Raw genomic sequence first — 20,551 nt, 5'->3', positions numbered from 1 at the left:
TTTTGACTCGCACAAAGACACGAAGCCACGAAGAGTGAAAGGCGAGTGAGCGAAGCTCTGGAACACATTGCTACAATCGCCGTCGATTGCGGCTTTCGGCTCCATGAGGAGCTGGGTCCTGGTTTGCTCGAGAGCGTGTATGAAGTTTGCCTCTTCGAGGCATTGCGTGAGCGCGGGCTATTCGTTGAGCGCCAAAAGGCGATTCCGATACGATACAAGGGCATCGCGCTTGCGGAGGGATTTCGCGCGGATTTGCTCGTCGAGAATTGTCTGCTGATCGAGCTTAAATCGACCGAAGCGCATGCCCCGGTCCACGCGAAGCAGGTCATCACCTATTTGCGCCTGCTGAATCTTCCGCTCGGCCTTCTGATGAATTTCGGTGCTCCCACCTTCAAACAAGGCGTGCGTCGGCTGGCGAACAACTACTTCCGCCCAAATCCCTGACATCTTCGTGCCTTTGTGTCTTTGTGCGACACAGGCTTTCTCAAAATCAAAACGGGCCGGAGTTTCCCCCGGCCCGCTTCGGCAATCTATGATCCGCTGGATCAGCCCGCCTGATCGGCGCGGCTGACGCCTTCGCCGTCGAGGTTAGCGGCGACGAAATCCCAGTCGATGATCTTGGTGATCGCTTCCAGATAGCCCGGGCGCGCATTGCGGTAATCGATGTAATAGGCGTGTTCCCAAACGTCGATCGTCAGCAGCGGCTTGTAATCATAGACGACGGGCGTGTCGGCGTCGTGGAGCGAGGTCACCTTGATCGCGTCGCCGTCGAGCACCAGCCAGCCCCAGCCGTTGGAGAAATGGCCGGTCGCCTCGGCGATCAGCTTCTTCACCAGCTCTTCCTTGGACCCGAAGCTCTTTTCGATCATCTCGGCCAGCTTGCCGGTCGGCTCCTTGGCGTCCGGCGTCAGGCCGAACCAGTAGAAGCTGTGATTCCAGATCTGCGCCGCGTTGTTGAACAGGCCCTTGTCGCCGGTTTCCTTGGCATGGCGGATCACCTCGACCAGCGACTTGCCCTCAAGCCCCTTGTCCGCAACGAAGCCGTTGGTTTTGTCGACATAGGCCTTGTGATGCTTGCCATAGTGGAAATCGAGCGTCTCGGCGGAGATCGTCGGGGCGAGCGCGTCCTTTGCATAGGGGAGCGTTGGAAGTTCGAAAGCCATGGGAATACCCTCCGTTTTCTGGCGATTGTTTCGGTTTCACGCCCGACTAACGCATGACGCCGAGCTTTGCCGCACGAATTTTTCTTGTGACGCGATCGAAACGTGCGATCAGCCGCCGGCGTTGAGCAGTTCGTGCCGTTTGAGCGCGTGGCGGAGCTGGTCGTAGCTGAGGCCCAGCGCCTCTGCCGTGGCACGCTGGTTGTAGCGATTGTCGGCGAGCGCGCGGCTGAGCAGTTCGCGTTCGAAGCGATTGACGCGGCTCTTGAAGTCGCCCGACAGATCATCCTCGCGCTGGGGCAGCGGACCGGGCTCCTCGGTGGTCAGTTGGACCGGAGCGGCGTTGCCAGGGATGCCATGCGGCATCGGCCGCGGGCGGTAGGGCGAGGCGAAGGGATCGATCTGGATCGCATCCACCGGTCCCGAGCGGTCCCAGCGATAGACCGCGCGTTCGACCACGTTGCGCAACTCGCGGACATTGCCGGGCCAGTCGTGATCGGTGAGCGCGTCGAGCGCGGTTGGTCCGAACCCCTCCCAGTCGCGTCCCAACTCGGATGACATGCGCCGCCCGAAAAATTCGGCGAGGACGAGGATGTCCCCGGCGCGCGCGCGCAGCGGGGGCAGCGTCACCACCTCGAACGACAGGCGGTCGAGCAGGTCGGCGCGGAACGTCCCCTGTGCGACGCGATCGGGAAGATGCTCGTTGGTCGCTGCGACGATGCGGACATCGACGCGCATCGGACGCGACGCGCCGATGCGGGTGATTTCGCCATATTCGACCGCGCGCAGCAATCGGTCCTGCGCCGCCATGCTGAGCGTGCCGAGTTCGTCGAGGAAGAGGGTTCCGCCATCCGCTTCCTCGAACCGACCCGGACGGCCCTTGGTCGCGCCGGTGAAGGATCCCGCCTCGTGGCCGAACAATTCCGCTTCGATCAGCGTCTCGGGCAATGCAGCGCAGTTCATGATGACCAGCGGCTGATCCCAGCGCGGCGACAGGCGGTGGAGGCGTTCTGCCACCAGTTCCTTGCCGGTCCCCCGCTCGCCGATCACCAGCACCGGGCGATCGAGCGCAGCGGCACGCGACGCGTGCTCGAGCGCGTCGAGAAACGCCCCCGACTGGCCGACGACATGGGTAGTCCGCTCCATGTGCGAACTCTTGGTATATTTCCCCAACACTTGGCAAGTGCCCAGTTTCAGCGAGCGACGCAAAATGCCGGGAAATCCTCGGAAATACGTCGTTTTTCGAGTTTGGCACGCTCCCTGCAATATCCTCGACAAGCCGTGAAGGGCGGCGATCCAAACGAGAATCAAGGGACGGAAACCATGTACAAGGTCACCAACAGCTTTCGCACCACGCTGGCAGCAATCGCCTGCACGCTGGTGGTGAGCACCACCTGCCTCGCCAGCGTAGTCGGCCCCGCCGCCACCGCGACGCAGGACGTGGTTACCGTCCGCGCCATCGCGTAAGCGATCCCGCCGGGCGGGTACCCCCTAGCCCGCCCGGCGGCACGAGTTTCAAGGAGCATGTTTGAGATGGGCATTTTCTCTCGCACCCGCGATATCATCGCCGCCAACGTCACCGACCTTCTCGACAAGGCGGAAGACCCGGCGAAGATGATCCGCATGATCATCCTCGAAATGGAGGAGACCCTGGTCGAAGTCCGCGCCAGCGCGGCCCGCACCATCGCCGACCAGAAGGAAATGCGCCGCCACATCGCGAAGCTGGAAAATCTTCAGGCGAGCTGGACCGAAAAGGCCGAGCTGGCGCTGAGCAAGAACCGCGAGGACCTGGCCAAGGCCGCACTGGTCGAGCGCCAGAAGGCATACGACATGTGCGACCAGCTGTCGGCGGAGATCGCGGTGCTCGACGATGCGCTGCGTGCGTCGGAAGAGGACATCTCCAAGCTCCAGACCAAGCTGCGCGATGCCCGCACTCGCCAGAACGCGATCATGACCCGGCTGGAAAGCGCGAATAACCGCGTCCGGCTGCGCGAGATGACCCATGGCTCAAAGGTCAATGAGGCGTTCAGCCGCTTCGACCTGCTCGAGCGCCGCGTCGATTTCGCCGAGGGTCGCGCCGACGCGCTGAGCCTTGGTGCGCCGAAAAAGACGCTGGAAGAGGAAATCTCCGAACTTCAGTCGGCCGAAAAGGTCGATGCCGAGCTGGCCGCGCTCAAGGCGCGCCTGAACAAGGAGGGCTGACGCGATGGAAGACGTTTTCCTGCCCATCGTCATCGTCGGTATGCTCTTCATCGGTATGCCCTGGGTAATCCTCCACTATGTAACGAAGTGGAAGCAGGCGAAGTCGCTCACCGGCGAGGACGAGAATCTTCTCGACGAGCTGCACTACACCGCACGCCGGCTTGAGGATCGCCTCCAGACCATCGAGCGGATCATCGCTGCCGACAATCCCGAATTCCGCCTGCGTGGCCCGGAACTGCCGCCGCTGCGCGAACTCACCGATTATGAACGCGAACGGAGGAACTGAGATGTCCGTCAGCCGCACGCAACTCTACCGTGACAAGGTCAAGGGCAAATGGCTCGGCGTCTGCGAGGGCCTGGGCGAATATACCGGCGTCGATCCGCTCTGGATCCGGCTCGGGTTCCTGGTCCTCTTCTTCGCGACCTTCCCGCTGATGTTCTTCGTCTATATCGGCCTCGCAATGGTCACCTCGCAGAAGCCGATCGGCCTCTATGGGAGCGATGAAGACGCGAAATTCTGGCAGGGCGTGCGGGCCAATCCGCGCCGCTCGACCCAGGAAGTCCGCTCCAAGCTGCGCGAGATCGACCGCCGCATGGCCGACATCGAAACCTTCTACACGAGCCGCAACACGCAGCTCGCCGACGAGATCGAGCGCCTGCGCTGAGCGCGCGCCGATCGACTGAACAGGGAGACACGACATGAACTGGGGTGGACCGGGCTTCGTCATCGCGATCATCGCGATCTCGACCTTCGGATGGCTCGCATCGACCTGGATCCGCGCCAAGCACGGATATCCGATCGAGAATGAATGGATGGGGATGACCGGCAAGGAAGATCCCCAGGCCGAACGCAAGATCGAGTTGCTGACCAACGAGAATGAGCGGCTGAACGGCCAGATCAGTCGGCTCGAGGAGCGGATCGCGGTGCTGGAACGCATCGCCACCGATCCCGCCGAGCGGACCGCCCGCGAAATCGACAGCCTGCGCTGAGACGAGGAACGAGAGACATGGAAAAGCTGCAATTCTTCAGCGCGCTGGCCCCGACGATCGCGATTGTCGGCGTGGCCGGGATGATCGGCTGGATGTTCACCACCTGGCTCCGCATCAAGAACGGCTATCCGCTCGACGGCGCTTGGGGCCAGGCGGTCTATCCGCAGAAGAATGAGGAACTGATCGAGCGGATCAAGCTGCTCAGCCAGGAGAATGCGCAGCTGCGCGCCGAGCTCGGTTCGGTCAAGGATCGCCTCGCCAATGTCGAGCGGATCGTGACCGACAGCAGCGTGGCGCTCGATCGCGAGATCGAATCGCTGCGGATCACGAAGAACTGAGGGGCTGACCGATGGGCGAAAAAGGCAGCGTGGTACTCGGCTTTTTCTTCATCGTGGTCGGCCTCCCCGTGATCCTGGGGATCGGTGCGGACATGTTCCGCCGCTGGCTGAAGCACAAGGAGAAGATGGCCGAGGCACTCAACAACCAGACCGCCGAAAAGGCCGCCCAATATGCGGCGCATACCGAGCGGCTGGAGCAGAGGGTGCGGGTACTGGAGCGGATCGCCACCGACAAAGGTGCCGATCTGGCCGACGAAATCGAACGGCTGCGCGACGACCGGCCGGTGAACTGAACCGAATTTGTGAGGGAGTGACTGCAATGTTGATCGGATTTTTCGCGGTGCTGGGCGTGATCGGCGCAATCGGCGTCACGATGACCGAAATGCGCGACCGCCCCGTCCGCCGCGCCGAGCGCCAGGCCCGCGAAGCGGCCCAGACGGCCGAATAAGCGACGGGCGGCTTAGCCTTCGTACGAGACGGAATGACAGGAGACAGGTGATGGGTTGGGCGGAAATGGTGGTCGGGATCGTCCTGGTCGTGACGATCGGCCAGATCGTCAGAGCCAAGATGGGAATCCGGCGCGATGGGCAAAGCGGCGATTATGTCGCGCACGACCCCGCCGCCAGCGCCGAAGCCCGTCGCCTGCAGGAAGAGGTGCGCACGCTCAAGGACCGCATCGCCGTTCTGGAGCGCGTGATTACCGACAATCATTCGAGCGTGAGCCTCGATCGCGAGATCGAAAAGCTGCGCGATGACCGCAACTGAACCCTGGCACGGCGCCGGAGGAGGATGTGATGAGCGACCCCAATTTCTACCTAGTCATGGCGACCGCGATGCTCGCCGGAATCGGCATGATCACCGCTGCGGGCCTTGCCGGATGGCGCGGCTGGCTCTCGCTCAAGCGCCAGGAGCTGAGCCTGACCCACCAGAGCGAAACTAGCCATGCCGCCCCCACCAATGCGGGCGCACGGATCGAGATCGCCGACCTCAAGGAACGGATCCGCAAGCTCGAGGCGATCGCCGCCGGCGTGGATCTCTAAACCGTTTGCGCGTCGGCCCCGGTTTGGGAGGACCAGCCAGCGCGTAACCGGGAGCGGCAGCTGCAGACGCCGCTCCCACCCTTCGCAAGCTCAGCCGATGACCCGGTGGCGCCGCAGAAAGGCGACCGCATCGGCAAGCAACCGGTCCTGAACGGCGGGATCGAATTTCCCATGCCCCCCGCCGGGAACCACATGCAGTTCCGAGGGAACCCCGGCGCGGTCGAGCGCTGCCTTCAGCATGGTCGAGGCTGCGAGCGGAACTACCGGATCGGCATCGCCATGAACGATGAAGGTCGGGGGCTGGCCCTCCCGGACGAGCGTGATCGGCGACATGCGCGCGGCCATCGCGGCACCCTGAGGCCCCTCCCCCACCCATTTGCCGATCGACGGGCTGCTCCATGTGCCAAGAGACTGCGCGCGCAAGTCGCTTGGGCCGTAAAGGTCGATGATCGCAGCGGCGCGCGGACCTGGCCCGCAGATATCAAGGCCGTCGGCAGGTCGTGCGAATCCAGCCATCAGGGCCAGGTGCGCGCCCGCCGACGTCCCCATAAGAACAATGCGGCGCGCATCCAGCCCCTCGCGCTCCGCAACCCGCGCGATCCAGGCCATCGCACAGCGCACGTCCTCAACCGCAGCGGGCGCCTTGGCCACGCCAGAGAGCCGATACTGCACGCTGACCACCGCAAATCCGGCCTCGACAAAGCGGCGGTGGCCCGTCCAGCCCTTTGGCCGCTCCCCCCGCGCCCATGCACCGCCATGCAGGACGATCAGCACCGGCGCGCGGCCCCCCTTGGCCGTCGCCGGCCGATGCAGGTCGAGATGGAGCGGGCCGGTCGGGCGTGTGGCATAGACGATATCGCGCTGCGTCTGCACGGTGGGGGCCTCGGCGCGAAGTCCGGCCACCGACGTACCGCCCGTCATGGCAAAAGAGAGGGCGAGGAACGCGGCGCGAAGGCTGGTAAAGAATGGCATCGAAGCTCCTCGTGCGGTTTGCAGGCATTCTGCCGCACCGCAACCAGTTCGCGCAAGCCGGGTGACGCGGGCGCCCGACCCCGCTAGAGGGCCGCGCATGGACACCCTTTCCGACCTCACCGAAGACTATGCGTTTCTCGACGCCGACGACCGCTATCGGCTGCTGATCGATCTGGGCAAGGCGCTGGAGCCGATGCCGGACGCGCTGAAGACCGATGCGACTTTGGTGCGCGGCTGTTCGGCGGCGGTGTGGGTCTATCCGACCGCGCGCGACGACGGGACGCTGCATTTCCTGGCGGACAGCAATGCCGCGATCACCAAGGGCATCATCGCGCTCGTCCTGCTGACGGTTCAGGATCGCTCCGCCGCCGATATCCTCGCCACCGACATCGAATCCGCGCTGGCACCGTTCGACCTTCGCAACCAGCTCAGCTCGAACCGGACGCAAGGCATCCCCAACATGATCGCGCTGATCCGCGCGACGGCAGAGCGCTACGCGGCCTAAGCACGGAACGCGGGCAGATGTATCGCGCAATCTGGCGCGGGCTTCCCGTCACTGCCGCCGCCCCCCGACGATCAGCTCGCAGTCGCCAACCTCGAAACGCTGGCTGAACCGAACCCGCCCGGCCTGAAACGCAACATGGCCGGGCGGGCGGCTTTACCTGCCGACAGTCGAAAAGGGGAGACGGCTCGGCAGGTGCCGCGCGAAGACCGGGTCGCTTCGCGCGGAGGGGCCTCAGGGCATCAGGACCGTGTCGACGACATGGATCACGCCGTTCTTCTGCATGACATCGGCGATGGTGATGTTGGACGTGCCGCCCTTCGCGTCGGTGACGATCCAGCCGGAGCCACGCTTGGACAGAGTAATTTGCTCGCCCTGCACGGTTTTGAGCATCAGCTTGCCGCCATTGGCCTTGGCCTGGGTCGCGATCTGGGTGGCCGTCATCGTGCCCGGGACGACGTGATAGGTGAGGACCGCAGTCAGCGTCCCCTTATTCTCGGGCTTGAGCAGCGTGTCGACCGTGCCGGCCGGGAGCTTGGCAAAGGCGGCGTTGGTCGGCGCAAAGACGGTGAACGGACCCGGCGACTTGAGCGTATCGACAAGCCCGGCGGCCTTGACTGCGGCGACCAGCGTGGTGTGATCCTTCGAATTCACGGCATTATCAACGATATCCTTGCTCGGATACATCGCTGCGCCACCGACCATCGGGTTCTGGCCTGCGACCGCAACGGTGCCGGTCACCGCCAGGGCAGCGCCGGCTAACGCCAGGGCGAAATGCGGGGTACGGAAGTTCATTCTTGTCCTCCTGCTTTTCGAAGCATTGCCCGATCGGTGCATCCGATCCGGGTTGCGCAGGAGATACGGCGCGGGATGCGCCGCGGATGTCAGATGCCGAAAATTTTTCCGGATGCGACCGGCGGCCCGCTCGGCGCGGCGTGCGGCGCGGTGGCGCGCGGCTCCATCGTGATCGCGAGCGTCGCGCCATCTTTCATCATCGCGCGATGGCCTTGGGCGACCGTAAGCCGTGTATCACCCGCCGACGCAATCAACCCAAGCGAGCGCGGCACGCCATCGTCGGGAATGACCCACAATTCGGGCGCAAGATCGCTTTCGCCCATGTCGTGCGCGACCAGCCGCAGCCCTGCACTTGCGGGATCGTAGCGCGCGAAGATCACCGGCCCCTCCCCCTCGCCGCGCAGCTCGGCCACGATCGCGGGTTGCGCCGCGACCTGCGCCGGCCCGGGTGGAGACACCGGACCAACGGCGGGACGCGGAAGCGCGAGCAGAACCGCCAGCGCGGCGGCAATTCCAGCCGCAGCGACTGCTCCCGCCTGCCAGCGGCGCAGTCGGCTGAGAGGCACGAGATCGGCAACAGCGGCAGGATGCTCGCGCGCGTCGATCGCGGCCTCGATCCGCTTCCACATGCCATCGGGAGCCGCCTCGTCCGGCGCGTCGAGCGCGATGGCGGCAAGACGTTCATGCCACGCCTCGACCTCCTCCGCGAAGGCGGGGTCGCTCAGCAGGCGCCGCCGGGCAGCGGCAAGCGCATCGCCGTCGAGCACGCCGAGCGCCAGTTCCGCGGCCAGCAGTTCACGGTCGCCGGGTGGGGGCACGGGGTCATCCATCGCCAAGGCACGCCCGCAACTGAAGGAGCCCGCGTCGGATCCACGTTTTCATCGTGCCAAGCGGCACACGCTCGCGCTCGGCGAGCTGTGGATAGGTAAGGCCACCGAAAAAGGCGGACCTGATCGCCCCGCTGACCTTGTCCTCCAGCCGGGCAAGGCAGTCGCGCATCCGCGCGCGCTCCTGCGCGTCCTCGATTTCGTGGTCCGCTGCCGGGCGTGCGTCGGCCACCTGTGCCGCCGCGTCGATCGACTCTACGGGACGCAGCGGACGCGCCCGGACACGATCGATCGCGGCGTTTCGCGCAATCGCGGCGAGCCATGTGATCGGACTGGCACGCGCGGGATCGAAACGCCCTGCCCGTTGCCAGACCTTAACATAGACTTCCTGCAACACGTCCTCCGCCTCTTCGCGCTCCCCACAGATACGGATGCAGATGCCGAACAGCTTCGCCGACGTCAGGGCATAGACCTCCGCGAGGGCGTCCCGGTCCCCCCGCGCAACGGCGGCCAGCGCTTCCACCAATCGGTGGCGGGCGGCCAGGGCTGAAGGGTCGGACGGCGTCACGCGCGCCAGTCTATAGGACCGGCGCAACCGCACAAGCACCCGGCGCTCAATCGAGCTCCAATTCCGCCGCGACCGCATCCAGATCGGCGCCCGCCGGAACCAGCAGCCATTCGCGGCTCGCGGCGCCATTCACCACGGTCACGGCACCACGCGGACAGACGCCCAGGCATTTGACATCGACGATCCCCGCCATGGCCTTGCGCCCCTTTTTGAGATGGAGATGCTTGCGCAGCGCCTTGCCGAGCGATTGCCTGCCCTTTGGCCCAAATCCGCCGTCGAGCTTTTTCGAGCATTTTGCGCAGACCAGCACCGCGCTGGACCAGTTGGAGCGGACGCGCGATTTCATCCGCGCCGGGTCAGTCGGGCCGCCACTGGCGCCGCTCCTCGGCTGCGCGCAATACCTCGTAAGAGGTCTGGATCGCCTGGAATCGCTTCGCCGCTTCGGCATCGCCCGGGCAGACATCGGGGTGATTTTCCTTGGCGAGGCGGCGCCAGGCCGCGCGTACCGCTTCGAACTCCGCATCGGGATCGAGCTTCAGCACGTCGAGCGCGCGCATCTCGTCGCGCGAACGGCTGCCATCGCCGGGTCCGGCCCATTCATTGTGGCGGCTTTCCGAAAAATCGCCCGCATCGCGCCGCTCCTGCGCCTCGCGCTCGGCGGCTTCCTCGGCCGTCAGCCCCTCAAAATAGTTCCAGTTGCGGTTATATTCCCCGGCATGGGTCTCACAAAAATACCAGCGTTCGGGGCTGTTGGGCGATTTGGGCGCAGGGCGATCGCCCGGCGCGTCGCAGCCATGGCGGTCGCACAGGCGCACCTTCACCGCCTCGCGCTCGGCGCCATAGGCGCGCCAGCGGGGGAAGCCCCAGTCCATTGATCGGGTCGAACGCGCCATGCGAGCGCAAATAGGCACGCATTCCGCCAAACGCCACCCCGCCATGATGTTTTCGCCCCGACGCTTGACGCCCCGCCCGCCCCCCGATAAAGGCGCCGCTTCCGCTCATACGGCCCCTTCGTCTAGCGGTCAGGACGTCGCCCTCTCACGGCGAAAACACGAGTTCGATTCTCGTAGGGGTCACCAGGCTGCCTTCCCAAGGCATCCCAGAACGTGCCTTAAACGGCTGTTTTCTGCGGTTTTTTGTGGTATAACCATCCCAGTCGGATCGGTGGAAGGCCACTCCATACCAACAATCTGATGGTATATCTGATGGCACGACGCCGGTCGCTTCGATGGAGATACCATCATGGCGTTGTCGGTTGTGGCGATCAAAACGGCCAAGAGTCGCGACAAGGCGTACAAGCTGAGCGATAGCGACGGGCTATACCTGCTGGTGACGCCTGCAGGCGGTCGCTACTGGCGAATGAACTACCGTCATCTGGGAAAGCAGAAGACCCTCGCTTTCGGCGTATGGCCCGAGACAGGGCTCGCCGAGGCGCGTGCGGAACGCGACGCGGCGCGCAAGGTTCTCGCGCGTGGCGATGATCCAGCCGAGCGAATCAAGCTCGATCGGATCGCAGCGGCAGTAGCGGCCTCGAACAGCTTTCAGGCTGTGGCCGACGAGTGGCTCTCCAAGGTCGAAAAGGAAGGGCGTTCACCCGTCACGATGAAGAAGCTACGCTGGCTGCTCGGCTTCATCAACGCGTCGATCGGCAAGCGCCCCATCGCCTCGATCTCCGCGCAGGAGCTTTTGCTGATGCTCCGCAAGATGGAAGGCAAAGGCCGCTACGAGACCGCCAAGCGCCTTCGCAGCACCTGTTCACAGGTGTTTCGGTACGCCATTGCGACGGCGCGAGCCGACCGGGATGTCGCAAGTGACCTGCGCGGCGCTCTGATCGTGCCGAAGCCAGTCCATCGCGCCGCCATCACGACGCCCCGAGAGGCTGGCGCGCTGCTGCGTTCGATCGAAGCGTTTACGGACAGTGCCAACGTCCACGCAGCTTTACGGCTGCTGCCGCACGTCTTTGTCCGCCCCGGTGAACTGCGCTTCGCCGAATGGGCGGATATCGACCTCGACAAGGCCGATCTGGACCATCCGGCGCACAAGACGAAGATGCGGCGCGCTCATAGCGTCCCCCTTTCCCGCCAGTCACTCGCGATCCTCCGCTCGATCGAGCACGAAGAGGACTACAGCGGCTTTCTGTTTCCCTCACGTACCTCGGTCGATCGACCCATGTCGGAGAACACGATCAACGCCGCCCTGCGCCGGATGGGCTATGCTCAAGACCAGATGACCGGGCACGGGTTCCGGGCGATGGCGGCAACCCTACTCAATGAAATGGGCCTGTGGCACGCTGACGCGATCGAGCGACAGCTCGCCCACTGCGACAACAACGCGGTTCGCCGCGCCTACACCCGCGGCGAGTATTGGGGCGAACGCGTGCGCATGATGCAGCACTGGTCAGACCACCTCGATTTCCTGCGCGACGGCGCGACCGTGCTCAAGGGTAAATTTGGGAAGGCCGAAGGGGCACAATGAGCGGTTAATGGCGGCTGGAACTGGGCCGGCTGCCGAAGGTCGGCTTCGCATTCGTGGAAGGTCGAAATCGGACGTTGGCCACGCCCACGCTGCAACAAATGGGCAATAGAGTTGCGGAAATAAATTCTCGATGTGGCGGGCCGCGCCTTCCCGCTAAACCTTCCGCTTCACAGTGTGGGATGCTTTGGATAGGCTCGGTTCATGCGCTTGGATTCAATCTACATCAGAAACTTCCGACTTCTTCGCCGTGTCTCGTTGGATTTGACCGCTGACCTTCCGACAACTGTGCTCGTCGGGCCGAACAACAGCGGCAAGACCTCCGTCATGGATGCTTTGCGATTGTTCGCAGGATCGGACACTGACACCAAACGCATCTCGCTGCATGACCTTTCGCAAACCCGATTGAAGGTTTTCAAATCAATAGAAGCACGTCTCTCGAAGCTCGCCGAGACCGAGCAGAAAATTGAGGTACTGCGGCGCTTCGCTCCTCGAATGAGGCTCGACCTCTTTTTCAGCTACGGCGAGGACGTGGCTGATCTGGTCGTCGCTACTGACCTGCTGATGAGCCTTGATCCGAGCAGCAACCGGGTCCGGGTCCGCATCGAGTACGGGCTTGAGAACGCCAAGGCGTTGCTCGCCGACTTCGAAGCACGTCACCGCAAGGACGATACGCTCTGCGACTTCCTGAACGATCGTTACAGGGACTACTTCGGACGGACATTCTACAGGGTCTCGGAAAAGGGCGACGAAGCCGAAGCGCTGAAAGATGGGGGCGTTCTGAAGCGGCTTCTCCGCATCGATATCATCCCAGCGCAGCGGCATGTCGATGATGATGAATCCCGGCAGGCTGCAAAACTCTCGCGTCTGCTGCACGATCATTACACCCGCTACTACAAGGTCGGCGACGCCGAGGGATTCAATGCGGTCGAAGATGCGCTCAGAGATAGCGCGACCGGGCTCACCAAGGTTTACGAAGGAGCCTTCGAGCGCCTGAACAAACGGTTGAAGGGCTACGGCTACCCGCCAGGGCAGACCACGCCTGACCTGCGCATCCGCGCCGAGTTCAGCTCTCAGGCAATTTATCAGGATCATACGCGCGTCTATTACGCTAGTGAGCACAAGACGGCCGAAGGCCCAGTGGAAGAGCTGATCCTGCCAGAGAAATACAACGGCCTTGGCTACAAGAACCTGATTTTCATGGTGCTCCAACTTGAGTCATTTCTCGCGGCCGTCGAAGCGTCAGCGGTTGATCGGCCGCGCGTGCACGTCATTGTGGTGGAGGAGCCCGAGGCACACCTGCATCCTCAAATGCAGTATGTGTTCATCAACGAAATCTCGAAGAGTCTCGAAGTGGCCGAAGGCGTGGTCGCGCAGGTGATCCTATCGACCCATTCGTCGCACATCATCGCCAATTCCGGGTTCGATCCTGTTCGCTACTTCCGTCGGAGCGGGCGCGACGTGTCCATTCGTGACCTGTCAAAGCTGACCGTTCCCACGCCGGGCGTGCTGGACTTCTTGCGGCGCTACATCAAGCTCACCCATTGCGACCTATTTTTCGCAGACAAGGCAGTGTTTGTGGAGGGGCAGGTGGAGCGGCTGCTTATCCCCGCCATGATCGAGGAATGCGCGAACGCGGAGGGATGCACGGGTTTCGCGAGCCAGTACATCAGCATTTCCGAAGTAGGGGGCGCATACGCGCACAAGTTCAAGCCGATCATTGACTTCCTTGGCGTGCCGACGCTCGTCATCACCGATATGGATTCCGTGGACGCGGCCGGGGAGAAATGCCCGGTGGGCGATGGGGCCAACAAGCGCACCAGCAACGCATGCCTGAAGACATGGCTTCCCGCCAAAGAACAAATAGCGGATTTGCTCGCTTGCGATGATGCGGCCAAGATCCACGGACGCATCCGCGTCGCGTTTCAGGTAGCGGAAGGCGGCAATTGCGGGCGCTCCTTTGAGGAGGCGTTTGTTTATGCGAACGCCGATTGGCTGACCGCCAATCATGCACAGCTTCCCGCGACCGGCCCCGCGATCGCAAAGGCCACGACCAACGGCATTGCCGCAGGAGCGTGGGATCTTGCTTCAAAGCTCGGCAAGGTGGATTTCGCGCTCGACCTGATCGGCAAGCCCGGCTGGAAAGCACCTAAGTACATTCGCGATGGGCTTGAATGGCTCGCAAAAGAAGGCATCGGCTCATGACGGAGGCCGACGCAAAGATTCTGGAGTGCCTTCAAAACGGAACTAGCTTCTTGCTCGACGCAGCCGCCGGCTCGGGAAAGACTTCGTCGTTGATTCGCGCGCTCGGCCACATTCGGGGCTCGCCGCGGGCGAAGCTCATTCAAAACGCTCAGCGAGTCGCCTGCATAACCTACACTAATGTCGCAAAAGAAGAGATAATCGAGCGAACCGAGAACGACGTGATCTTTGAGGTTTCGACCATTCACGATTTTCTCTGGCGGGAGATCAAAGGGTTTCAGCGAGAACTAAAAGCCGGCCTCATCACCCTCAATGATGAACTTAAAGCTACTAGTCGCCGCAAGCAGGATGCGGTGGAGTTGGAGGAGGCGCTGAAGACCGTTTGCGAGATTTCGTATTCGGACCGAGGCGCAAATTTCCTCGAAGGCCGCATCTTTCATGACGACTTGATCGAGCTGGCTCACGTTATCTTCCGAACCTATCCAATGATGTCGAAGCTCGTCGCAGCGCGCTACCCATTCATTTTCGTGGACGAGTACCAAGACACGCATCCCCGCGTGGTCGAGATACTCATGAACCACGTCGCCAAGGCCGCGACACCGCCTGTCATCGGCTTCTTCGGAGACAAGATGCAGAGCATCTACCCCGATGTGATTGGTGAAATGCCAGCCGCCTACGAGGCCGGGCTGGAGACGATCAAAAAAGAAGAGAATTACCGCTGCTCCGAGGCGGTGATCGCGGTGCTCAACCGAATGCGCACGGATATCCAGCAAGTCCCCGCCGGTGAAAACGTCCGAGGCGCGGCGGTTTACGTCGATATGTCAGTTGCTGCAGCAGACGTGGACGTAACGGCAAGCGCCGTGCAGGCCATCAGAGAAAAGTTCGGGCTGGACCTGACAGGCGAAACCAAGTTCCTTTTCCTAACTCACCGACTAATTGCTCGGAAGGCACGCTATGAGGCTCTATGGACCGCCTACAACGAGCGCGGCGGCTTTGCCCGTGAGCGGTTTCAGTCGGGTGAGGATACTATCGCGGCATTTTTCCTCGATCAGCTTGAGCCGCTGATGGGCACTTGGCGAGACGGCAAGGTCGGTAAAGCCATCTCACTGATCGGTACGAAGAACACGTCCTTATCCGGGAGCCAAGAGAAGGCGCGCGTCAGCGCAGTCCTTAACGAGCTTGCGGCGCTCGTCGATACTGGTGCAACGATCGGGGAAGTTCTTCGCAAAGCCAAGGAAGTGATCCCGCTGCCAGACGATTTGGAAACGGCGCTCAACCCACCGCCGCCGCCCGAGGAGGCGGATTCCTCGGAAGCGCGCTTCCTCGTGTTTCTCGCAAAGCTTGTAGAAATCCCCTATCCTGAAGTCTCAAACTATCGTGCGGTATTCGAGGAGAATCTGCCCTACTCCACTAAGCATGGCGTCAAGGGGGATGAGTTTGAAAACGTAATCGTCATCCTGGACGACCCCGGCGCCAATTGGAATCAGTACTCGTTCGGCAAGCTGTTGTCGGGTGTGGACAACAGCGAGTCCCGGCTGAAGCGGACGCAGAACCTTTTCTACGTTTGCTGCTCACGAGCGCGGGTAAACCTGGCGGTGGTCAACCTCGCCCCAACGGAGGGTGCGGCGGCGAATATAAAGACACTATTCGGCGAGGCGTTCGTCGCTACCGCTTAGCCGGTCAAGCTCATTCAAATTACTGAATTTATTGCACGGTCGCACGTAGCGCAACGGAGGTCCGCTTTCAGGAGGCGCCGATGTCGCGCTGAATGGCCGAGAATAGGGCGCGTAGCCGTCCGGCCGCTTCCGACCGAGTCTCCGCCGTTCAATCTAATGCCGCGACTTCGTAGGAGTGATCGTTCAGGTTGCAGCAACCGCGCTACGCATTATGGTGGTCGCATGAAGTTCATCGCTCTCAATCGCGCGTCCGCCTTCCCGCTGATCTAAGCGGGCCGGTTTCGGCTCACTCGGCGGGTTTGCCGCCCGATGACCCACGCCTTTTTGAGAGACTTTATGCGAAACCAATCAGATCCTGCGCTCAGCGCAGATGAGATCGCCTCGTTCGTGCGCGACGGCTTCGTCCGTATCGATGGGGCCTTTAGCGAGCATGTCGCGGAGCAGGCCCGCGCCATCCTGTGGGAAGCCACGGGCTGCGACCCCGATGATCGTGCATCATGGACCCGGCCGGTCGTGCGCCTGGACCAATTCAGCCAAGCCCCATTTCAGGAAGCAGCAAATACGCCGATGCTGTGCGAGGCATTCGATCAGCTTGTTGGTGCTGGCCGCTGGTATCCGCGCGATAGGCTTGGAACCTTTCCAGTACGCTTCCCCGCCGAAGAAGCGAGCGGCGACGATGGTTGGCATATCGATGTGAGTTTCGGCTACGAGCACCCAGAGTTCATGGAGTGGCGCGCCAATGTCAGCAGCAAGGGACGAGCCTTGCTGATGCTGTTCCTATTTTCGGATGTCGGCATCGATGATGCACCAACCCGCATTCGTGTCGGCTCGCATGCCGACATCGCAAGGCAACTCGCCCCGGCAGGCGAGGTTGGCCTGACGCTTCGCGAGCTTGCCGCTGACGGATTTGCCGGCTCGGCGCACCGGCCGGAGGCATTAGCTCTGGGCAAGGCCGGCACGGTGTATTTGTGCCATCCTTTTCTGGTGCACGCCGCCCAACGGCATCGTGGAACAGCGCCGCGGTTCATGGCTCAACCGCCCCTGTTGCCGCGCGAGCCCATCTCTCTGTGTCGGCACGACGGGGACTATTCTCCAGTCGAACAGGCGATCCTCAACGCGATCTCGCGCCCGTAGGGGGTCTGATCGGCCCGTCTGCCTCAAGCTCGCGAGGGCGACAAGCGGACGGGCTGCAGACCACCCATTAGCTGCCGGCTACCGCCGCCCCAGCCGACGGCAGCTTTCGGGATCATCAGCCATCCGGCTAAATGACCGCAGTTGGGGCGCTTTGCCGACTGGCTGGTTCTGGCGATAGCAGACGGGCCGCTCATGGGCCGTCAGCTGACTGTCCGGTTACGACATCGCAGGGGCCTGAATCCGACATAGCGACGCTACAAGTGACCGCCTCGTCTCAGAACTCGGAGCGTCTGCGCCTGGCAAATGAAAGACCCGTTACCGAATTTCCGGTGCTGATTCGGAGCGCGGCAAGGCCGATCGTTGGCTTTCGCGGTAACACCTCGGGCTATGGTGTCGGATGGGTGGAAGCGGTTCGGCGCCTTGTCGAAGGCCCCCAGCGGCGCATCGTTTGAGATGATTGCTTCAAGCTGAGTATCGTTTAACGGAACCGTGAACTGGACGCCCAAACGGTGGCCTTTTGTCCAAGCAACGCGCGCTATGCGTTCCGATCCATCAAAAAATCAGGCGAATAAGGCCGGACGCGTGCGGCAAAGCTTCGCAGTGCAGCAGCGCGCCTCCGTTCGACATGTTAAATGCGTGGGCGCGGCTTATCTTCGCCCCCACTGCGACCTTCACCGGCCTAAAGATTTTGATGCGCGGATGTCGCCGCTTTGCTGGTGATCCGACGGTCCTAAGAAGCCCCAGTGTGCCGATCCTGAATCGGTGGCTGGCCCTGAAGTTCCGCGGATTGAAACTTAACGGCTTGCTAAGCATGATTACGGGCAAGCAGCAGGTCGCCTGAGCGCTCGACGGCCGTCCAATTGCCAACACGCAGCCTCGCCTGCGAGCCAATTGGGAACAGGATACCGCAGAGCAAAGTGAGAGCGGCAGAACCAACCCAGGATTCGCTGCGAAGAGCCCCCTAAATGAGGTTTGCTGTCCCCGGCCACTTTACGGTAGCAGCGCTGGGATGTTCACTCAGACCAGTTTGGGCAGTCGCAAGAGCGACGAACGGGAGCTCATTGGTTCCATTCGGCTGTCGCCGATCGCCTCGATCGTCACCAATCCAAGGATCGATGACAATCCGATCATCGCGGCTAACCGGCAGTTCGAGATGCTCACCGGCTATTCGGAAAGCGAACTGATTGGTCGCAACTGCCGCATTCTTGCCGGGCCTGACACTGAACCTTCGCAGTCTGCTGCGCTTCGCCAAGCTGTCGCAACGGCCTCACCGCTCGTAACCGAGCTCATCAACTACCGGAAAGACGGCAGCCAGTTTCTGAACGCCGTCATGGTCGCGCCGGTTTTCGATAATGAAGGCGGACTAGCATATTTCGTCGGCAGCCAGATGGAGGTCACTCCTGGCGAGGGCGCGAAGCTCCGCTTATCGGCTGCGGCTCGAATCGATCAGCTTACCAAACAGCAGCAGGCCGTTCTACGCCTGATGGCACGCGGATTACGCAACCGACAGATCGGGGAGCAGCTCGGAGTGACCGAGAAGACGATCAAAATGCATCGCGGCGCATTGGTGAAGCGCTTGAACGTATCCAGCGCCGCTGAAGCCATGAGGCTCGCAATCGAAGCCGGATTTTAATTGGGCGCGTTATAGCCTTTCGCACGAAGCGCGATTCCTGTTGCACGAAGAGTGTGGCGCACTATGGACTTTAGTCCATAGTTGCGGGCCGGGGGGCTAGTACAGGATCGAGCCTTGACCACTGCCGATAGGTACAAGCAGCCTCCAGCCGAGGTGTTCCAGCTGCTCGTCGATGCTGTGACGGATTATGCGCTTTACATGCTCAATGCCGAGGGTCGAATCGTGACCTGGAATACGGGTGCCGAACGCTTCAAGGGGTATTCGGCCGACGAGATCATCGGTGAGCACTTCTCCCGGTTTTTCTCACCGGAGGATCAAGCGGCGGGCGTGCCCGCTCGTGCCCTGAACGCAGCCGCGCACGAAGGGCGATTTGAAGCCGAAGGGTGGCGGGTCAGGAAGGATGGCAGCCGTTTTTGGGCGCACGCCATTCTAGACGCGATTTACGGTGACGATGGTTCGCTCAAGGGCTTTGCGAAGATCACGCGCGACATCACCGAGAAGCGGCGCCTCGAGCAGGCCACCTATGAAAGTGCGCTTCAACTCAAGATGCTCGTCGAGGGGGTGCGCGACTACGCCATCTACATGCTCGACCCGCGCGGCCAGATCACGAGCTGGAACTCGGGCGCGCAAGCGATCAAGGGCTATGAGGAACAAGAGGTGCTCGGGCAGCACTTCTCCCTCTTTTACACCGAGGAAGATCGCGCCCGCGACATGCCAACCGTCGCGCTCGAAAGTTCGCTGCGCGACGGCAAATTCGAGGCAGAGGCTCAGCGGGTCCGCAAGAATGGCTCGCTATTCTGGGCCCACGTCGTGATTGACCCAATTTTCAATCAAGTCGGCGAGCACGTCGGCTTTGCGAAGATCACGCGCGACATAACCGAGAGGAAGCAAGCGGAGCAGGAGCTGCGTCATACCCAGGAGGCACTGCTTCAGTCTCAGAAGCTCCAGGCCCTCGGCGAGCTGGCGGGTGGCATCGCGCACGACTTTAACAATCTGATGACAGTGATGCGCGGCTCGGCGGACTTCCTGTTAAGGCAACCGGATCTGCCGCTCGAGAAGCGCAACCGCTATCTGAGCATCATGCTGGAAACTTCCGAGCGGGCGACGAGCCTAACCTCGCAGCTACTCGCGTTCGCCCGCCGACAGCCGCTCGAGCCTGAAGTTATCGACTTGAGCGTCCGACTCGATGCCGTGGGAGAGATGCTGCAACGGACGCTTGGGAGCCTCTACGGCCTTAAGTTTGATTTAGCTCCGGGATTATGGCCGGTTGAGATCGATCCTGCCGGGCTTGAGGCAGCTTTGCTGAACGCGGTCGTAAATGCTCGCGATGCTATGCCAAACGGCGGGCGGATCACGATCTCCACTGCTAATTCGACGCGAGAACAGGGCGATGGTGTTCTATTGTCGATTCGGGATACCGGCGAAGGTATTCCACCCGAGACGCTCCAGCGCGTGTTCGAGCCCTTCTTCACCACAAAGCCGACGGGGAAAGGCACAGGCCTGGGCCTCTCGCAAATTCATGGCTATGCTGTGCAGTCGGGCGGATCGGCTCGTATTGAATCGGAAGTCGGCAAGGGCACGCTGGTGGAGCTGTGGTTGCCGCGAACCCACAAGCAGCGGCAGGTCGACCGAGCGTCTGCGCGTCACGCCGGGCTGCCGCCAGGGCTAAGGGTCCTTCTGGTGGAAGACAGCGAACATGTTCGCTACTTTGCGCGCCAGCTGCTTGAGGATCTCGGTTGCAAGGTGGTCGAGGCATCGGATGGGCAGGACGCGCTGCTGGTGCTCCAAGAGCGTGAGTTCGACCTCGTGTTTTCAGACATCGTCATGCCCGGCAGGAGCGGGCTTGAGCTGGCCACTCAGATCAGGCTGTCCCACGCCGAACTCCCCGTTCTGCTCGCCAGCGGCTACAGCAGCAAACAGTTCATTCCCATCAATGAGCGCAAGTTTCCGATATTGCGCAAGCCATACAAGCTTGAAACGCTGGCCGCCGGCATCAATCAGCTGATCGGCGCGCCGGAAGAGGCGTGACGTCACAAGCAA

The 20,551-nt window shown here is 62.2% G+C and carries 26 protein-coding genes and 1 tRNA gene; 19 read left to right on the top strand and 8 right to left on the bottom strand.

The annotated features are described in order from the left end of the window. The first annotated feature begins 45 nt into the window (after nt 1-45). Entirely contained in the window at nt 46-444 is a 399-nt protein-coding gene (locus FPZ54_RS03130) for a GxxExxY protein (protein WP_145844896.1), read from the top strand. Nucleotides 445-545: 101 nt separating this feature from the next. Here FPZ54_RS03130 and FPZ54_RS03125 read toward each other — a convergent pair whose 3' ends face one another. Together FPZ54_RS03125 and pspF are read right to left on the bottom strand one after the other, a co-directional pair. Continuing rightward, the gene (locus FPZ54_RS03125) at nt 546-1,163 is read right to left on the bottom strand and encodes a superoxide dismutase (RefSeq protein WP_145844895.1); all 618 of its coding nucleotides are present in this window, start codon (nt 1,161-1,163) and stop codon (nt 546-548) included. A gap of 108 nt (nt 1,164-1,271) precedes the next feature. After that, nucleotides 1,272-2,306 (bottom strand): phage shock protein operon transcriptional activator, encoded by a 1,035-nt coding sequence (pspF, locus tag FPZ54_RS03120; RefSeq protein WP_145844893.1) that lies wholly within the window; start codon nt 2,304-2,306, stop codon nt 1,272-1,274. A 177-nt stretch (nt 2,307-2,483) separates the two neighbouring features. Here pspF and FPZ54_RS19710 point away from each other — a divergent pair, with 177 nt between their 5' ends. The 10 genes from FPZ54_RS19710 to FPZ54_RS03080 all read left to right on the top strand — a co-directional run bounded on the left by FPZ54_RS19710 (nt 2,484) and on the right by FPZ54_RS03080 (nt 5,730). Continuing rightward, on the top strand, nt 2,484-2,627 hold the full coding sequence (locus tag FPZ54_RS19710) for a hypothetical protein (RefSeq protein WP_186456893.1): 144 nt from the start codon (nt 2,484-2,486) through the stop codon (nt 2,625-2,627). Between the two features lie 66 nt (nt 2,628-2,693). Further along, entirely contained in the window at nt 2,694-3,362 is a 669-nt protein-coding gene (gene pspA / locus FPZ54_RS03115) for a phage shock protein PspA (protein WP_145844891.1), read from the top strand. 4 nt (nt 3,363-3,366) lie between these two features. Next, the gene (gene pspB, locus FPZ54_RS03110; RefSeq protein ID WP_145844889.1) at nt 3,367-3,648 is read left to right on the top strand and encodes an envelope stress response membrane protein PspB; all 282 of its coding nucleotides are present in this window, start codon (nt 3,367-3,369) and stop codon (nt 3,646-3,648) included. Nucleotide 3,649: 1 nt separating this feature from the next. Further along, on the top strand, nt 3,650-4,027 hold the full coding sequence (gene pspC, locus FPZ54_RS03105; RefSeq protein WP_145844888.1) for an envelope stress response membrane protein PspC: 378 nt from the start codon (nt 3,650-3,652) through the stop codon (nt 4,025-4,027). A gap of 34 nt (nt 4,028-4,061) precedes the next feature. After that, nucleotides 4,062-4,352 (top strand): hypothetical protein, encoded by a 291-nt coding sequence (locus tag FPZ54_RS03100; RefSeq protein WP_145844887.1) that lies wholly within the window; start codon nt 4,062-4,064, stop codon nt 4,350-4,352. A gap of 17 nt (nt 4,353-4,369) precedes the next feature. Then, the gene (locus FPZ54_RS03095; protein WP_186456892.1) at nt 4,370-4,690 is read left to right on the top strand and encodes a hypothetical protein; all 321 of its coding nucleotides are present in this window, start codon (nt 4,370-4,372) and stop codon (nt 4,688-4,690) included. A gap of 11 nt (nt 4,691-4,701) precedes the next feature. Next, complete coding sequence (locus tag FPZ54_RS03090) at nt 4,702-4,983, top strand: hypothetical protein (RefSeq protein WP_186456891.1); 282 nt, start codon at nt 4,702-4,704, stop codon at nt 4,981-4,983. Between the two features lie 26 nt (nt 4,984-5,009). Beyond that, nucleotides 5,010-5,138 (top strand): hypothetical protein, encoded by a 129-nt coding sequence (locus FPZ54_RS20305; protein ID WP_277872313.1) that lies wholly within the window; start codon nt 5,010-5,012, stop codon nt 5,136-5,138. 50 nt (nt 5,139-5,188) lie between these two features. Next, the gene (locus FPZ54_RS03085) at nt 5,189-5,455 is read left to right on the top strand and encodes a hypothetical protein (RefSeq protein ID WP_145844885.1); all 267 of its coding nucleotides are present in this window, start codon (nt 5,189-5,191) and stop codon (nt 5,453-5,455) included. Between the two features lie 29 nt (nt 5,456-5,484). After that, on the top strand, nt 5,485-5,730 hold the full coding sequence (locus FPZ54_RS03080) for a hypothetical protein (RefSeq protein WP_145844883.1): 246 nt from the start codon (nt 5,485-5,487) through the stop codon (nt 5,728-5,730). Nucleotides 5,731-5,820: 90 nt separating this feature from the next. On the opposite strand, the gene FPZ54_RS03075 is transcribed toward FPZ54_RS03080, so the two are convergent. Then, on the bottom strand, nt 5,821-6,702 hold the full coding sequence (locus FPZ54_RS03075) for an alpha/beta hydrolase (protein WP_186456890.1): 882 nt from the start codon (nt 6,700-6,702) through the stop codon (nt 5,821-5,823). 97 nt (nt 6,703-6,799) lie between these two features. Between FPZ54_RS03075 and FPZ54_RS03070 the strand changes: the two genes are divergently transcribed. After that, nucleotides 6,800-7,207 (top strand): SufE family protein, encoded by a 408-nt coding sequence (locus FPZ54_RS03070; protein ID WP_145844880.1) that lies wholly within the window; start codon nt 6,800-6,802, stop codon nt 7,205-7,207. Nucleotides 7,208-7,438: 231 nt separating this feature from the next. Here the strand turns inward: FPZ54_RS03070 and FPZ54_RS03065 are convergent, their stop codons facing one another. The 5 genes from FPZ54_RS03065 to FPZ54_RS03045 all read right to left on the bottom strand — a co-directional run bounded on the left by FPZ54_RS03065 (nt 7,439) and on the right by FPZ54_RS03045 (nt 10,287). Further along, nucleotides 7,439-7,999 (bottom strand): fasciclin domain-containing protein, encoded by a 561-nt coding sequence (locus tag FPZ54_RS03065; protein WP_145844879.1) that lies wholly within the window; start codon nt 7,997-7,999, stop codon nt 7,439-7,441. Nucleotides 8,000-8,088: 89 nt separating this feature from the next. After that, a complete protein-coding gene (locus FPZ54_RS03060) occupies nt 8,089-8,817 on the bottom strand; it encodes an anti-sigma factor (RefSeq protein ID WP_239019693.1) in 729 nt (242 codons plus the stop codon). Between the two features lie 4 nt (nt 8,818-8,821). After that, complete coding sequence (locus FPZ54_RS03055; protein ID WP_239019692.1) at nt 8,822-9,394, bottom strand: sigma-70 family RNA polymerase sigma factor; 573 nt, start codon at nt 9,392-9,394, stop codon at nt 8,822-8,824. Between the two features lie 46 nt (nt 9,395-9,440). Then, nucleotides 9,441-9,740, bottom strand: coding sequence for a (2Fe-2S) ferredoxin domain-containing protein (locus tag FPZ54_RS03050; RefSeq protein ID WP_145844875.1), 300 nt, complete (start codon nt 9,738-9,740; stop codon nt 9,441-9,443). A gap of 10 nt (nt 9,741-9,750) precedes the next feature. Next, nucleotides 9,751-10,287, bottom strand: coding sequence for a J domain-containing protein (locus tag FPZ54_RS03045; protein ID WP_145844874.1), 537 nt, complete (start codon nt 10,285-10,287; stop codon nt 9,751-9,753). Between the two features lie 111 nt (nt 10,288-10,398). Here FPZ54_RS03045 and FPZ54_RS03040 point away from each other — a divergent pair. From FPZ54_RS03040 to FPZ54_RS03010, 7 genes are all read left to right on the top strand, one after another. Continuing rightward, nucleotides 10,399-10,473: transfer RNA gene (locus FPZ54_RS03040), tRNA-Glu, on the top strand. A 163-nt stretch (nt 10,474-10,636) separates the two neighbouring features. Next, complete coding sequence (locus FPZ54_RS03035; RefSeq protein ID WP_145844872.1) at nt 10,637-11,869, top strand: tyrosine-type recombinase/integrase; 1,233 nt, start codon at nt 10,637-10,639, stop codon at nt 11,867-11,869. A 201-nt stretch (nt 11,870-12,070) separates the two neighbouring features. Continuing rightward, the gene (locus tag FPZ54_RS03030; protein WP_145844870.1) at nt 12,071-14,071 is read left to right on the top strand and encodes an ATP-dependent nuclease; all 2,001 of its coding nucleotides are present in this window, start codon (nt 12,071-12,073) and stop codon (nt 14,069-14,071) included. Beyond that, entirely contained in the window at nt 14,068-15,744 is a 1,677-nt protein-coding gene (locus FPZ54_RS03025) for a UvrD-helicase domain-containing protein (protein WP_222428344.1), read from the top strand. Before FPZ54_RS03030 ends, FPZ54_RS03025 begins: the two co-directional genes overlap by 4 nt. A 309-nt stretch (nt 15,745-16,053) precedes the next feature. Further along, on the top strand, nt 16,054-16,878 hold the full coding sequence (locus FPZ54_RS03020; RefSeq protein ID WP_222428343.1) for a phytanoyl-CoA dioxygenase family protein: 825 nt from the start codon (nt 16,054-16,056) through the stop codon (nt 16,876-16,878). Nucleotides 16,879-17,887: 1,009 nt separating this feature from the next. Continuing rightward, on the top strand, nt 17,888-18,511 hold the full coding sequence (locus FPZ54_RS03015; protein WP_145844867.1) for a PAS domain-containing protein: 624 nt from the start codon (nt 17,888-17,890) through the stop codon (nt 18,509-18,511). Nucleotides 18,512-18,625: 114 nt separating this feature from the next. Further along, complete coding sequence (locus tag FPZ54_RS03010) at nt 18,626-20,539, top strand: hybrid sensor histidine kinase/response regulator (protein WP_239019691.1); 1,914 nt, start codon at nt 18,626-18,628, stop codon at nt 20,537-20,539. Nucleotides 20,540-20,551: the final 12 nt, after the last annotated feature.

It is taken from the genome of Sphingomonas suaedae (genome assembly GCF_007833215.1).
Lineage (GTDB): Bacteria > Pseudomonadota > Alphaproteobacteria > Sphingomonadales > Sphingomonadaceae > Sphingomonas > Sphingomonas suaedae.
This window is presented reverse-complemented; position numbering and strand designations above follow the sequence as displayed.

Bases quoted from the DNA above. Each gene is read 5' to 3' on its own strand.
- FPZ54_RS03125 (WP_145844895.1), bottom strand. From the start codon at position 1,163: ATGGCTTTCGAACTTCCAACGCTCCCCTATGCAAAGGACGCGCTCGCC.
- pspF (WP_145844893.1), bottom strand. From the start codon at position 2,306: ATGGAGCGGACTACCCATGTCGTCGGCCAGTCGGGGGCGTTTCTCGAC.
- FPZ54_RS19710 (WP_186456893.1), top strand. From the start codon at position 2,484: ATGTACAAGGTCACCAACAGCTTTCGCACCACGCTGGCAGCAATCGCC.
- pspA (WP_145844891.1), top strand. From the start codon at position 2,694: ATGGGCATTTTCTCTCGCACCCGCGATATCATCGCCGCCAACGTCACC.
- pspB (WP_145844889.1), top strand. From the start codon at position 3,367: ATGGAAGACGTTTTCCTGCCCATCGTCATCGTCGGTATGCTCTTCATC.
- pspC (WP_145844888.1), top strand. From the start codon at position 3,650: ATGTCCGTCAGCCGCACGCAACTCTACCGTGACAAGGTCAAGGGCAAA.
- FPZ54_RS03100 (WP_145844887.1), top strand. From the start codon at position 4,062: ATGAACTGGGGTGGACCGGGCTTCGTCATCGCGATCATCGCGATCTCG.
- FPZ54_RS03095 (WP_186456892.1), top strand. From the start codon at position 4,370: ATGGAAAAGCTGCAATTCTTCAGCGCGCTGGCCCCGACGATCGCGATT.
- FPZ54_RS03090 (WP_186456891.1), top strand. From the start codon at position 4,702: ATGGGCGAAAAAGGCAGCGTGGTACTCGGCTTTTTCTTCATCGTGGTC.
- FPZ54_RS20305 (WP_277872313.1), top strand. From the start codon at position 5,010: ATGTTGATCGGATTTTTCGCGGTGCTGGGCGTGATCGGCGCAATCGGC.
- FPZ54_RS03085 (WP_145844885.1), top strand. From the start codon at position 5,189: ATGGGTTGGGCGGAAATGGTGGTCGGGATCGTCCTGGTCGTGACGATC.
- FPZ54_RS03080 (WP_145844883.1), top strand. From the start codon at position 5,485: ATGAGCGACCCCAATTTCTACCTAGTCATGGCGACCGCGATGCTCGCC.
- FPZ54_RS03075 (WP_186456890.1), bottom strand. From the start codon at position 6,702: ATGCCATTCTTTACCAGCCTTCGCGCCGCGTTCCTCGCCCTCTCTTTT.
- FPZ54_RS03070 (WP_145844880.1), top strand. From the start codon at position 6,800: ATGGACACCCTTTCCGACCTCACCGAAGACTATGCGTTTCTCGACGCC.
- FPZ54_RS03065 (WP_145844879.1), bottom strand. From the start codon at position 7,999: ATGAACTTCCGTACCCCGCATTTCGCCCTGGCGTTAGCCGGCGCTGCC.
- FPZ54_RS03050 (WP_145844875.1), bottom strand. From the start codon at position 9,740: ATGAAATCGCGCGTCCGCTCCAACTGGTCCAGCGCGGTGCTGGTCTGC.
- FPZ54_RS03045 (WP_145844874.1), bottom strand. From the start codon at position 10,287: ATGGCGCGTTCGACCCGATCAATGGACTGGGGCTTCCCCCGCTGGCGC.
- FPZ54_RS03035 (WP_145844872.1), top strand. From the start codon at position 10,637: ATGGCGTTGTCGGTTGTGGCGATCAAAACGGCCAAGAGTCGCGACAAG.
- FPZ54_RS03030 (WP_145844870.1), top strand. From the start codon at position 12,071: ATGCGCTTGGATTCAATCTACATCAGAAACTTCCGACTTCTTCGCCGT.
- FPZ54_RS03025 (WP_222428344.1), top strand. From the start codon at position 14,068: ATGACGGAGGCCGACGCAAAGATTCTGGAGTGCCTTCAAAACGGAACT.
- FPZ54_RS03020 (WP_222428343.1), top strand. From the start codon at position 16,054: ATGACCCACGCCTTTTTGAGAGACTTTATGCGAAACCAATCAGATCCT.
- FPZ54_RS03015 (WP_145844867.1), top strand. From the start codon at position 17,888: ATGTTCACTCAGACCAGTTTGGGCAGTCGCAAGAGCGACGAACGGGAG.